The organism is Marinobacter sp. SS8-8, from assembly GCF_030540945.1.
Lineage (GTDB): Bacteria > Pseudomonadota > Gammaproteobacteria > Pseudomonadales > Oleiphilaceae > Marinobacter.
The window spans coordinates 1-12,377 of record NZ_JASSVN010000011.1; the positions used below are offsets into that span (position 1 = coordinate 1).

12 protein-coding genes and 1 rRNA gene are annotated in these 12,377 nt (G+C 57.4%); 7 read left to right on the forward strand and 6 right to left on the reverse strand.

The window, feature by feature from the left end:
• Together QPL96_RS11970 and tyrS are read right to left on the reverse strand one after the other, a co-directional pair.
• A 16S ribosomal RNA gene (locus QPL96_RS11970) occupies positions 1-111 on the reverse strand; the annotation flags it as partial.
• A 369-nt stretch (positions 112-480) separates the two neighbouring features.
• A complete protein-coding gene (gene tyrS / locus QPL96_RS11975) occupies positions 481-1,683 on the reverse strand; it encodes a tyrosine--tRNA ligase (protein WP_303287607.1) in 1,203 nt (400 codons plus the stop codon).
• 304 nt (positions 1,684-1,987) lie between these two features.
• On the opposite strand from tyrS, the gene QPL96_RS11980 reads away from it, so the two are divergent.
• Both QPL96_RS11980 and QPL96_RS11985 read left to right on the forward strand, forming a co-directional pair.
• Entirely contained in the window at positions 1,988-3,397 is a 1,410-nt protein-coding gene (locus QPL96_RS11980; RefSeq protein WP_303287608.1) for an OapA family protein, read from the forward strand.
• Positions 3,398-3,402: 5 nt separating this feature from the next.
• Positions 3,403-4,500 carry an anhydro-N-acetylmuramic acid kinase gene (locus tag QPL96_RS11985; RefSeq protein ID WP_303287609.1) on the forward strand — a complete coding sequence of 366 codons (1,098 nt, stop codon included), beginning with the start codon at positions 3,403-3,405 and terminating at the stop codon, positions 4,498-4,500.
• Between the two features lie 13 nt (positions 4,501-4,513).
• Here the strand turns inward: QPL96_RS11985 and erpA are convergent, their stop codons facing one another.
• The 4 genes from erpA to argC form a co-directional block, all read right to left on the reverse strand.
• A complete protein-coding gene (erpA, locus tag QPL96_RS11990) occupies positions 4,514-4,846 on the reverse strand; it encodes an iron-sulfur cluster insertion protein ErpA (protein ID WP_205422348.1) in 333 nt (110 codons plus the stop codon).
• An 84-nt stretch (positions 4,847-4,930) separates the two neighbouring features.
• On the reverse strand, positions 4,931-5,419 hold the full coding sequence (locus QPL96_RS11995; protein ID WP_303287610.1) for a polymer-forming cytoskeletal protein: 489 nt from the start codon (positions 5,417-5,419) through the stop codon (positions 4,931-4,933).
• 1 nt (position 5,420) lies between these two features.
• Entirely contained in the window at positions 5,421-6,161 is a 741-nt protein-coding gene (locus tag QPL96_RS12000; RefSeq protein ID WP_303287611.1) for a DUF6776 family protein, read from the reverse strand.
• A gap of 16 nt (positions 6,162-6,177) precedes the next feature.
• Positions 6,178-7,215 (reverse strand): N-acetyl-gamma-glutamyl-phosphate reductase, encoded by a 1,038-nt coding sequence (argC, locus tag QPL96_RS12005; protein ID WP_303287612.1) that lies wholly within the window; start codon positions 7,213-7,215, stop codon positions 6,178-6,180.
• A gap of 178 nt (positions 7,216-7,393) precedes the next feature.
• Between argC and QPL96_RS12010 the strand changes: the two genes are divergently transcribed.
• From QPL96_RS12010 to hemL, 5 genes are read left to right on the forward strand one after another with little or no spacing between them, the layout of a single operon-like run.
• On the forward strand, positions 7,394-9,169 hold the full coding sequence (locus QPL96_RS12010) for a chloride channel protein (protein ID WP_303287613.1): 1,776 nt from the start codon (positions 7,394-7,396) through the stop codon (positions 9,167-9,169).
• Between the two features lie 3 nt (positions 9,170-9,172).
• Positions 9,173-9,595 carry a protoporphyrinogen oxidase HemJ gene (hemJ, locus tag QPL96_RS12015; RefSeq protein ID WP_303287614.1) on the forward strand — a complete coding sequence of 141 codons (423 nt, stop codon included), beginning with the start codon at positions 9,173-9,175 and terminating at the stop codon, positions 9,593-9,595.
• A gap of 41 nt (positions 9,596-9,636) precedes the next feature.
• Positions 9,637-10,395 carry a hydroxymethylpyrimidine/phosphomethylpyrimidine kinase gene (locus tag QPL96_RS12020; RefSeq protein WP_303287733.1) on the forward strand — a complete coding sequence of 253 codons (759 nt, stop codon included), beginning with the start codon at positions 9,637-9,639 and terminating at the stop codon, positions 10,393-10,395.
• Positions 10,383-11,069 carry a thiamine phosphate synthase gene (gene thiE, locus QPL96_RS12025; protein ID WP_303287615.1) on the forward strand — a complete coding sequence of 229 codons (687 nt, stop codon included), beginning with the start codon at positions 10,383-10,385 and terminating at the stop codon, positions 11,067-11,069. Before QPL96_RS12020 ends, thiE begins: the two co-directional genes overlap by 13 nt.
• Complete coding sequence (gene hemL / locus QPL96_RS12030; protein ID WP_303287616.1) at positions 11,066-12,346, forward strand: glutamate-1-semialdehyde 2,1-aminomutase; 1,281 nt, start codon at positions 11,066-11,068, stop codon at positions 12,344-12,346. The genes thiE and hemL overlap by 4 nt, the downstream gene beginning before the upstream one ends.
• Positions 12,347-12,377: the final 31 nt, after the last annotated feature.

Below are 12,377 nucleotides of genomic sequence, written 5' to 3' on the forward strand. Positions count from 1 at the left end.
CTCACCCGTCCGCCGCTCGTCAGCATCCCGAAGGACCTGCTACCGCTCGACTTGCATGTGTTAAGCCTGCCGCCAGCGTTCAATCTGAGCCATGATCAAACTCTTCAGTTTAAATCATACAAGAATCCGAAGATCCTCTATTCTTGCTCAAGACAAAACTCAATTTCGACGAGTCACTGTCCTGATATTTCATCTCCGAAATACCCCGGCCAGCGCCCACACGAATTACTTGGTTAACTTTTTAAAGAGCGGTTGAGCCGTTGCTCAATCAAGGCCGCGTATTCTACATCGTTCCGCTGCCCTGTCAACCGTTTATCTGAAGAATTTTAAAACTTGTTTTCTTCAACGCTTTCAAACAGTTGTCTTTTGAATCCGGAGCCTCCCAACTGGCCTGCCCCTCGAAAGAGATGCGCATTCTACAGACCTGCGCCGAGGTGTCAACGGCGATCCGGGAAAAATTTCAAAATCACCAAAATGCGGTTATGCAGTGATCAAAATGCGGGCTATCTTCTTCTTTCCCGCCTGTATGATGCAGTCGTCACCTTTCACGAACATCCGATCACCCTCAAATTTCCGGCCATCGACAAAAACCGCACCACGCCCCAGTACATCGCGGGCGGCAGCACCGTTCTTCACCAGGCCCGCCAAACGCAACACCGAAGCCATTGGCATCCCGGACTGCCCTTCAAGTGACACCTCAATGGTCGGTAAGTTCTCGGGAATCTTCCCAAGAGAAATACGGTTCCCAGCTGACTTATGCGCCGTTTTTGCAGCTTCTTTATCATGGAAACGGGTAATAACCTCTTCCGCCAGCAATTTTTTATAATCCTGAGGGTTACCCCCCGCGAGCACTTCCTTCCGGAACGCCTCCACCTCTGCAAGCGGACGGAAGCTCAGCAACTCAAAGTAACGCCAGAGAAGGTCATCCGGCATCGACAACAGCTTGGCGTACATCTCACCCGGAGAATCATTAACACCCACGTAATTACCAAGGGATTTGGACATCTTCTGAACGCCATCAAGCCCCTCAAGAATAGGCATGGTCAGAATCGCCTGGGGAGACTGACCATAATGCTTCTGGAGAATCCGCCCCATCAGCAAGTTGAACTTCTGGTCGGTCCCACCAAGCTCAACGTCTGCCTCAAGGGCGACCGAATCGTACCCCTGCACCAGGGGATAGAGAAACTCATGGATCGCGATGGCCCGCTCCGCCCGGTAGCGCTTGGTGAAATCATCGCGCTCAAGCATACGGGCAACGGTATACTGCCCCGCCAGCTTGATCATATCGGCCGCGGTCATTTTGCTCATCCACTCGGAGTTGAAAACCACACGGGTTTTCGATGGATCGAGAATCTTGAACACCTGCTCTTTGTAGCTGACCGCGTTATCGGCTACCTGCTGCTCTGTCAGAGGGGGCCGGGTGGCACTCTTCCCGGTCGGATCGCCTATCATCCCTGTAAAGTCACCGATCAGGAAGATGACCTCGTGACCCAGATCCTGAAACTGGCGAAGCTTGTTAATAAGGACGGTGTGCCCAAGATGAAGATCGGGCGCGGTGGGATCGAAGCCAGCCTTGATCCTGAGGGGGCGACCTTCCTTTAGTTTTTCTACCAACTCATCTTCCGGAATGAGTTCATCTACTCCGCGCTTGATAATCGCCAACGCTTCATCAGTGCATGCCATGAACAACACGTCCCCAGTTTTGGTCCTGAAAGATTCCATCGGTTACAGACTTCAACAAAAGAAATCTGTGAGTTACCCGCTCTCCTGCTAGAGTGGCTTGACCAGATTTTGATCAACGCCAAAACAAAAGGGCGGCGCATTATAACAACGCTGCCAAAAGAAATCCGGAGGATGGGACAGTAACCGTAATGTTTCACGCTGTCCCGTCTGCATTTTATACGGTAACCTGTTGGACTATACTTGAACATCAGCTTTAATTAGATAGTACAAGCTGCCGGAATACCGATTAAAACGGGTGTGACACGTGCTGACAATGTTTCCAAAAACACACATTACCATTGCTGCAGCGGCGACTGTGATTGTTACCGCCACTGTTCTGATGAGCCCCAGCAGCAATGTCGAAGCCAAGCGGATGTCCTATTCACTGGATCTGGAGCAGGGAATCGTCGCAAAGACGAACGCTGAACCGGAACCCTCTGCACAACCGGTTTCGCCCTCGGTGGACAAACAGCCCTCATCGCCTGCGACAGATTCCACAGAGCTGCCTTCCCTGCAAGTCAGCCTCACCGAGCCTGCAGTCCCGGCCGCGCCGGAGCAACCGGAACTGGAGTGGCAAACCTTCGCCATCAAGTCGGGCGACACCCTGTCCTCGCTCTTCAAGAAAGCTGGATTCGGTGACGGCATTATGCTCTCGGTGATCCATGGCGAAGGAGAAGCCGAAAAGCTGCAGCGCCTCTACGCAGGTGAAACAATCCGTTTCGCCACAACGGGTGACGGCGCTCTGGCTTCGGTTGAGCTGCAGCGCAACCTCCTGGAAACCCTGAAAATCACCAGGGAAGGCGAAAACTTCACCGGTCAGACGGAAGTTCGCAAACCTGAAGCACGGCCGGCGTTCGCTTCCGGAACAATCGACGGCTCACTTTATCTTGCTGCTCGCGAAGCCGGCCTTAGTGACCAACTCACAATGGAGTTGGCCGGCATCTTCGGATGGGAAATCGACTTTGTGTACGACGTTCGCAAGGGCGACCAGTTTGAAGTGGTCTATGAAGAACTTTACCTCGATGGCGAGAAGTTCGATACCGGGCGCATCCTGTCTGCCAGATTTGTGAACCGTGGCGAGGAGAACACTGCCCTACTCTACACCGACAGTAATGGCGACAGCGATTATTACAACTCCAACGGCAAGAGCATGCGTAAGGCATTCCTGCGCACGCCGATCAACGCGCGGGTATCCTCGCCGTTCAATCTTCAAAGGCGCCACCCTGTTCTGGATGTGGTTCGTCCTCACGAGGGCACCGACTATGGCGCCCCCCCAGGAACCCCCATCAAGGCGGCCGGCGCAGGTCGTGTGAAGTTTGCGGGATGGAAAGGCGGTTACGGCCGCACGGTTATCCTCAAGCATGGCGACAACATCACCACGCTTTACGCCCATATGAGTCGCCTTAAAAAGGGCATTAAGAATGGCACCCGGGTAAAGCAGGGCGAAACCATCGGCTATGTCGGCTCTTCCGGCATGGTAACCGGGCCACATCTGCACTATGAGTTCCGGCTGAACGGCGCTCCGCGCAACTCACGCACCGTGAAACTGCCGGATGCCAAACCTGTTCCGTCTTCAGAGATGGCGCGCTTCAAGCAAGTCACCGAACAACGAATCGCACAGTTTGATGTTTTCCGCGAGAGTTACCGGCAACTCGCGCTGGCTTCAGACGACTGAGCGCCATGGAGGCCTGGATCGGTTTGATGTCCGGTACCAGCATGGATGGCATTGATGCCGTGCTGGTGTCGTTCCAGGGACAGCCCGCACGAATCCACGCGTCTCACACCGTACCCTACCCCGATCAGATCCGGCACAGACTCCTGGCCGCCAGCCAGAATCAGGCAACTCCGGATGAAATCGGCGAACTGGACACTCTCGCCGGCACGCTGTTTGCGCAGGCCGCGGCAGAGGTGATACGGCACTCCGGTCTCTGTGCATCCGCTATTCGCGCCATTGGCAGCCACGGTCAGACACTTCGCCATCAACCTTTAGGTGTGTCGCCCTTTACCATCCAGATTGGCAATCCGTCTGTTATTTCTGAAGCCACCGGCATTACCACCGTCGCCGACTTCCGCAGAAGGGACATGGCTGCCGGAGGACAGGGAGCGCCTTTGGTCCCTGCGTTTCACAAGGCCTTTTTCAGCTCAGACACAGAGGATCGCTGTATCCTTAATCTGGGCGGCATTGCGAACATAACCTGGATCCCGGCCGACAGAGGCAGTCCGGTAACCGGTTTCGACACCGGCCCAGCCAACGCGCTGATGGATGCCTGGTGCCTGGCTCAGACCGGACTTCCTTTTGACAGCGATGGCCATTGGGCCAATGAAGGCGAAGTGAATCAGGAACTGCTCAGCGATATGCTCTCGGATGCCTATTTTTCGCGCCCTCCCCCGAAAAGCACGGGTAAGGAGAGGTTCAATCTCGACTGGGTAAAAACGCAGGTAAGTCGCCACCCGGACATCCCGGCCGAAAATATTCAGCGAACCCTGCTGCAGCTGACCGTGGAAAGTGTGGCAAATCAATTGCCCGAAGCCCGCGATCTCCGGATTTATGTCTGCGGCGGCGGTGCGCGGAATTCGCTGCTGATGACAGAGCTTGAGAAAGCTTTACCTGAAAGCCGACTCACGCTGACATCAGATCTGGGGCTGGACCCGCAAATGGTGGAACCGGTGGCATTTGCCTGGCTGGCAAAACAGGCTTTGGAGGGATTGCCAGGCAACTTACCTGAGGTGACCGGAGCGTCAGGCCCGCGAATCCTGGGGGCCATCTACCCGGCCTGAGGTCTTTCTGGATTCAGATAGAGAAGGAACTGCCACACCCGCAGGTTGAGCTGGCATTCGGGTTCTGGACGACGAACTGGGAGCCCTGAAGACCCTCCTGGTAATCGATGGTGGCGCCGACAAGATACTGGTAGCTCATCGGATCAACCAACAGATAAACGCCGTCACGCTCGATAACGGTATCTTCTTCATCCTGGCTTTCGTCGAAGGAGAAACCATACTGGAACCCGGAACAGCCGCCGCCCGTTACGAAGACGCGGAGTTTGAGTTCGGCGTTACCCTCTTCCTCGATTAACTCACGCACCTTGGCAACGGCGCTGTCACTGAAGAACAGCGGTGTGGCCATTTGTTGCTGGACTGCACTCAAGTTCGCCTCCGGATTATCGCTAACAACTCAGGCGATTATGGTATTCCTGACTAAAACAATCAACTATTCGGACTTTCCACCATCGACGGATGCTTCAGCAGACTCGTCCGGCTGGTCAGCGCCGTGAGCCTGTTTCTGCTGCTGCCAGGCGGCGGGGCCAGCCTGTGCAAGTAACCCGATCGGTTCCCGCTGATGGACCAGATTACCGTTAACCGAAGCTCCCATCGCCATTTCGATAAGGTTATAAAAAACACTCCCATTGATGGATGCCTTTTCCGCCAGTTCAAGATGGGCCGAGGCGTAGACATCACCATTCACCGTACCATTGATGATCACATGAGGGGCGTTGATGTCGCCGGTGACCTCTCCGACCTCCGAAACCCTGAGCACTGCATCCGTCCCTTCATCAGCAACCACCTTGCCGCGAATACGCCCATCCACATGCAGCCCACCCGAGAAGTGAACATCCCCTTCGATGGTTGTGCGGGAGGAAACCAGGGTGTCAAATTGGCCGGCAGGCCGGCGCGGCTTCTGCTTTTTCTTGCCAAGCATGTCAGTTCTCCGTTAAATCATCCCAGTTAAAGGTACGCTCGGCCTGCGAGGACTTCCGCCCCTCCGCCTGGGCTACCACCTGAATCTCGATTGGCTCAAAGTCTTCCGGCAACGCCAGAGTCCCTTCAACATCCTGGAAATACCGGAAACGGAACTTCACCCCGAGATCCTCGATATCCTCAGAAAGGTCACGCAGGGCAATCACCTCTTTTTCCCGGTCACGCAGCCCGATGACGTTCACCGCCACCACGCCGGAGATGTAGCTTTTGTTATTACCGACCTGGGTCAGTACCAACTTGAAATCATAGGCGCCCTGAGTGCGGCTGGGTGTCAGCGTGACGCTGTCGACCTGTAACCCTTTGCTGGCTTCCGAGGGTGCCATGATGTTTTTATAGAAAATCAGGTCCGATTGCAGTGACGCAATCCGGGTTTCAAGATCGACTATGGTTTTCCGGGCCCGATTCAGGGCCTGCTCATCAATGACCCGCCCGCGCTCCAGGTTAATCAACTGCTGCCGGGCTTCCCGGAAATCCTCCCGAAGCTTTTCGACTTCGCTCTCCAGCACCTGGCTCGACTCTTCCGCGCTGGAGAACCGGAACCCGCCCTGCGCCAGGCCAGCTGCATACCCGGTGAGCGCAGCGATGATGGTAAACACCAGCAGGATTGCGGTTCTGCGCAGGCGGTAACCCGGGCGATGCCGGACTACAACATACTCTTCGGCCGGCTTTCTCTGCACGCTCACAGTTTTCCCTTAGGCATTACGGCAGAAGCGCCGGAGCCTCAAGCCCCATGGTTTCTTTCAGCCCGAACATGATGTTCATGTTCTGAACCGCCTGCCCGGCGGCGCCCTTCACCAGGTTATCGATGACCGAAGACACAATAACAATGTTGCTTTGCTCCTGCCGATGCAGCGCCATACGGCACTGGTTTGCGCCCCGCACGCTCCGGGTTTCCGGATGACTGCCAAAAGGCATGACATCGACAAACGGTTCCGCCTTGTACCGCTCTTCAAACAGCGCCTGAAGCCGGTCGAAATCCGCAGGATCTTTCAGCTCAGCATAGAGGGTCGCCTCGATACCGCGAATCATCGGGATCAGATGCGGAACAAACGTCACCCCTACGTTACCACCAGCCGCGCCGGACAGCCCCTGCCGAATTTCGGGCAGATGGCGATGGCCGGAAGCGCCGTAGGCCTTGAAGCTCTCGCCAACCTCCCCGTGCAACATGCCGATCTTACCCTGCCGGCCGGCACCGCTGGCGCCCGATTTCGCATCTGCGATCAGGCGGGCGGGATCGACCAGGCCCTGCTCAAGCAGAGGCAGAAAGCCGAGCTGGACGGCCGTCGGGTAACAGCCCGGGTTCGCCACCAGTTGCGCTGCGCGGATGTCACCCCGGACCACCTCGGGCAGCCCGTAGACTGCCTTCTCAGCCCATTCCGGACTTTCGTGGCGCATGCCGTACCAGCTTGCCCATACGCCCAGATCTTTCAGCCGGAAGTCTGCTGAGAGATCAACCACTCGCACGCCGGCCGCCATCAGTTCCGGCACCATCCTCATGGCGACACCGTGGGGCGTGGCAAAGAAAACCAGATCGCATGCTGCCAGTACGCTTGCATCCGGCTCGGAAAACGCGAGGTCATAGTGCCCGCGCAAATTCGGATACATATCCGCCACAGGCAGGCCGGCTTCCGAGCGGGATGTGATGCAACTGACCGAAACTTCAGGGTGAACCGCAAGGATTCTCAGCAGCTCCACACCGGTATACCCGGTGCCACCAACGATGCCTACTTTAATCACCTTTCTCTCCAACGACGTCCCAATGACGTCGTAACAGGGTTTTGAGGTTTATCGACGTAGTCTACCATGATAAACCAATGACTTATTGCAGCCCTCAGGGCGACCGTTACAATGTTGTCAGAAACGTTATCAGAAACCTTACTGGCGGTCCGCCCGAATTCACCGGAACACTGGCCTCATGCAAAAGATCTGGCACCAGATTAACGCGCACCTGATCCCTGTTTTCCGGCGCAGGCTTTCCGGTGTCGACGCGCTGCCGCAACTGGCCGTTCTTGGCCTGTTATCGGGGCTTATCACTGGCGGCGTCATCCTGGTTTTCCGCCTGGCCATCGAGTGGCCCCTGGAGCGTTTTCTTCCGGGAGAGGACCCTGAGTCGTTTGAGAACCTCGACCTGTTGACCCGCGGTCTGCTTCCTCTTGCAGGGGCTCTGAGTCTCGGTTTTCTGTTCCATCGGCTGGCCATCCATGACCGCAAGGTGGGGGTTGTCCATGTTATGGAGCGCCTGAACTACCACCAGGGCTACATCTCCATCCGCAGCGCCATCGTGCAGTTCATCTCGGGCGTCGCCACGGTTGTCAGTGGCCAGTCCGCAGGCCGGGAGGGGCCGGCCGTGCATCTGGGGGCCGCGTTCTCCAGCCTGATGGGGCAGTGGATGCGATTGCCGAACAACAGCATCCGGACCCTGGTTGCCTGCGGCTGCGCAGCGGCGATTTCAGCCTCGTTCAATACGCCGATATCCGGTGTCATTTTCGCCATGGAAGTCGTGATGATGGAATACACCATTGCCGGCTTCACCCCTATCATCCTGGCGGCGGTCACTGCCGCCGTTGTCACCCAGGCGGTGTATGGCTCAGAGCCAGCCTTCAGCGTGCCCGCCCTGACGATGAATTCCCTGCTCGAGATTCCCTGGATTCTGGCCATTGCCGTCATGATCGGCATTGCCGCTGCGTTGTTTATTCAGTTGGTGGACACCATGGGCAAACATCACCACCGGCCAGTCCTGCTGCGGATTGTCACCGCAGGTTTGCTGATGGTGCCTTTCGCCATTCTGGTTCCGGAAACCATGGGCATCGGGTACGACACTGTTAACGAAACCATTAATGGTCAGCTGGGTTTCTGGCTGCTATTGGGCGCAGGCGCTGCCAAACTGATCATTACATCGTTGTCCATCGGGCTGGGCATGCCAAGTGGCGTCATCGGCCCGACCCTGTTCATGGGTGCAACGCTGGGGGGAGCAATGGGGCTGATCGGGGCCCAGATCATGCCGGAGCATGCTTCCTCCGTGGGAGTCTACGCCATGCTGGGCATGGGAGCCATGATGGGGGCAGTGCTTCAGGCGCCGCTGGCGGCCCTGATGGCGCTGATGGAACTGACCCATAACGCCAACATCATCCTTCCGGGGATGCTCATCATCACCACCTCAAGCCTGGTGACCAGTGAAGCGTTCGGCAAGAAATCACTGTTCCTTACCATCCTCAAGAACCAGGGCCTGAGCTACCAGAATTCTCCGGTTATCCAGGCCCTGCGCCGGGTATCGGTAGGCGCCATTATGGACCGCAGTATTCTGCGCACAGAGCGGCACCTTACTGCCGAGCACGCCCGGAAGATTCTGAAATCCGAACCCAAGTGGCTGGTTGTTGAGGGCAGTAACGGGCCGACCGCCCTGCTGCCAGCGGTCGACCTCGCCCGCTATCTCGAAGACACTGAAAAGCCGGTATCCGAAGAAGAAATCGAGCCGCCAGAGCCCATCGATCTGATGGATATTCCCGCCAATCGTCGTGATATCGCTCCGGTACAATACCAAGCCACCCTTGAGGAGGCCCTGGACGAATTCGAGTCAACCAATGCCGAGGCCCTGTACGTACAACGTCACGTAGCGCCCATGATCCAGCGGGTTTACGGTGTGGTGCTCAAATCCGATATCGAAAGTTATTACCAATACCGACGGAGCTGACGAATGCTGTGGGTCAAAGCCTTTCATATTATTTCACTGGTGTGCTGGTTTGCCGGCATCTTCTATCTGCCCAGGCTGTTCGTCTACCATGCCGCCTGCGAGGATGAGCCGGGGCGCGAACGATTCAAGATCATGGAGCGCAAGCTCTACCGGGGCATCACTACGCCCTCGATGATTGCCACGATTGTCTTCGGTGTATGGCTGATCAGTTACAATGTCTCGGGCTACTTCAGTCAGGGCTGGCTGCATGTGAAGCTGCTTTTGGTCGCTGTGCTGATCGTTTACCATTTCTACTGCGGACATCTTGTCAAAGTCTTCCGGAACGACCGGAACACCCGCAGCCACGTATTCTATCGCTGGTTCAATGAACTGCCGGTCTTTATCCTTCTGGCCGTTGTTATCCTGGCTGTCGTCAAACCGTTCTAAGGAGGTGGCTCATCAAACGCTATAACCGTCCCCAGGTATTGATACTCTCCGGTCTGGACCCTTCTGGCGGCGCGGGTATTCAGGCTGACATCCAGGCGATTACATCACTGGGTTGCCACCCTCTGCCGGTACTGACCTGCCTGACCGTTCAGGACACCCGGAACGTGTACGGCGCTGAAGCCGTCTCTGCTGAGTTGATTCGCAGGCAGCTTCAGTGCATTGCAGACGATGCCCCGATTCACGCGGTGAAAACCGGTGCACTGGGTAACGCCGCGGTGGTGGACGTACTGGTGGAGTTTATGGCCGAACGCCCGGGCCTGCCGCTCATCACCGACCCGGTGATCAAGGCCGCGGGTGGCGGCGACCTGGCCGACGACGAACTGATTGCTGCCATGAAGGAGCGGTTGTTTCCGCTGGCCGAGATGATTACCCCGAATGGGGTCGAACTGGCGTTGTTGGGAGGCAGCGACAATCCGGGCGAGGCAGCCGAACACCTGCTGCAAGGCGGATGTGAATCGGTTTTTGCAACCGGGGGCCATGGCACCGGCATCCACATCACCAACACGCTTTACAACCATGACCTGGAACCCATGCACTGGGAGATTGAGCGTATTGGCGGAGAGTACCACGGTACCGGCTGCACGCTGGCGGCAGCTATTGCAGCAGGTCGGGCGTCAGGCCTGTCGCCCCGCGCCGCCATTTCCCAGGCCCAGAACTACGTAAACCACGCCATATTGCATGCGCTTGAGGTTGGCAAAGGCCAGCCGGTGCCGGACCGAGGCATTCCGTGGGAACGATGACCAAGGGGCTTCGCCCGGGACTCTATGCCATTACTGACAGCCAGCTCACCCCGCGTGCCATTCTCATTGAATCCGTTGAAGCGGCACTGCGGGGTGGTGCGGTAATGGTACAATACCGGGAAAAATCCGCGCCCCTGGCCGAGAGAGTCGCTCAGGCCAGAAACCTTCAGTCCGTTTGCCGCAACGCCGGCGTACCGCTGCTGATCAATGACGATCCGGAACTGGCAAAACGGGTTGGAGCTGCCGGAACTCACCTTGGGCAAACAGACGGTTCACTGGCCGCCGCCCGCCGGTTGCTCGGGGAACAGGCGATCATTGGAGTGACCTGCCATGCCGACCTTGCACTGGCACAGGCCGGACTGGAGGAAGGTGCTGACTATCTTGCATTCGGGCGCTTTTTCACGTCCTCGACCAAACCGGGGGCCCCGGCGGCATCGCAGGAGGTGCTCACCGAGGCGAAACGTTTCCGTCGCCCCCTGGCCGCCATTGGCGGAGTAACCACTGAAAACGGCGAACCTCTGATTCGTGCCGGTGCCGACATGCTTGCCGTGGTTGGCGGCCTGTTCGGGGGCAGCCCTATTGACATTGAGCAACGGGCAAGGGCATTTGAACGACTGTTCGCAAACCATCATTCACTTTTTCACTTCCAAGATAACAGGAGCCCAGACACATGACGCACTCCGAAACCCTTTTCGAGCAGGCTCAGAAATACATTCCCGGTGGCGTAAATTCCCCGGTCCGGGCCTTTCGCGGTGTCGGGGGAACACCCATTTTCTTCAACCACGCCCAGGGCGCCTACCTGTATGACGAGGACGGCCAACGCTATATCGACTATATCGGCTCCTGGGGGCCAATGATCCTTGGCCACTCCGACACGCGCATCAAGGATGCCCTCCACGCCCAGGTTGATCTCGGCATCGGCTATGGCGCTCCAACGGCGCTCGAGACGGAGATGGCCAAAAAGGTCTGCGAACTGATGCCCTCAATCGATCTGGTCCGCATGGTGAACTCCGGTACTGAGGCAACGATGAGCGCGATCCGACTGGCCCGGGGTTACACCGGCCGGGACAAGATTGTGAAGTTTGAAGGCTGCTACCACGGACATGTGGATTCCCTTCTGGTAAAGGCGGGCTCCGGCGCACTGACCCTCGGCGTGCCGAATTCACCGGGCATCCCGGCCAGCCTGGCCGAACTTACCCTGACGCTGACCTACAACGACATCGATAGTGTCAGGGAGACCTTCAGCACGATGGGCGACCAGATCGCGGCAATCATCGTGGAGCCGGTTGCCGGCAACATGAATTGCATCCCGCCAGTACCCGGATTCCTCGAAGGGCTGCGTGAGGTATGCGACGAGCATGGCTCGGTGCTGATTTTTGACGAGGTAATGACCGGCTTCCGCGTGTCCCTTGGCGGTGCCCAGGGGTTCTATGGCGTGATGCCTGATCTCACGGCTCTGGGCAAGGTGATTGGCGGCGGTCTTCCGGTTGGCGCCTTTGGCGGTAAGCGTGAAATCATGGGGCATATCTCCCCGCTGGGCCCGGTCTACCAGGCCGGCACCCTGAGCGGAAACCCGCTCGCCATGTGTGCAGGCCTGACGACTCTGAACGCAATTTCCGAGCCCGGTTTTCACGACCGCCTGACCGAGAAAACCAACGCCGTTTGCCGAGGCCTCAAGGAGGCCGCCGATGCCACCGGCATTCCCCTGACCGTCCAGGGTTCCGGCGCCATGTTTGGTTTCTTCTTCACTGAAGAGCCTTCGGTTACCCGCTTCGACCAGGTGATGGCCTGCGATGTCGAGCGATTCAGGAAGTTCTTCCAGGGCATGCTGAAGGAGGGCGTCTATCTGGCCCCCTCCGCCTTCGAGGCTGGCTTCACCAGCGCTGCGTTGTCAGAACAAGATATTGCCCATACCACCGCAGCCGCCAAAAAGGTTATGGCCACGCTCTGACCCCTGAGACGGGCGCTCGCCACTCGGGCAG

Bases quoted from the DNA above. Each gene is read 5' to 3' on its own strand.
- hemJ (WP_303287614.1), top strand. From the start codon at position 9,173: ATGCTGTGGGTCAAAGCCTTTCATATTATTTCACTGGTGTGCTGGTTT.
- hemL (WP_303287616.1), top strand. From the start codon at position 11,066: ATGACGCACTCCGAAACCCTTTTCGAGCAGGCTCAGAAATACATTCCC.
- QPL96_RS11985 (WP_303287609.1), top strand. From the start codon at position 3,403: ATGGAGGCCTGGATCGGTTTGATGTCCGGTACCAGCATGGATGGCATT.
- QPL96_RS11995 (WP_303287610.1), bottom strand. From the start codon at position 5,419: ATGCTTGGCAAGAAAAAGCAGAAGCCGCGCCGGCCTGCCGGCCAATTT.
- QPL96_RS12010 (WP_303287613.1), top strand. From the start codon at position 7,394: ATGCAAAAGATCTGGCACCAGATTAACGCGCACCTGATCCCTGTTTTC.
- tyrS (WP_303287607.1), bottom strand. From the start codon at position 1,683: ATGGCATGCACTGATGAAGCGTTGGCGATTATCAAGCGCGGAGTAGAT.
- erpA (WP_205422348.1), bottom strand. From the start codon at position 4,846: ATGGCCACACCGCTGTTCTTCAGTGACAGCGCCGTTGCCAAGGTGCGT.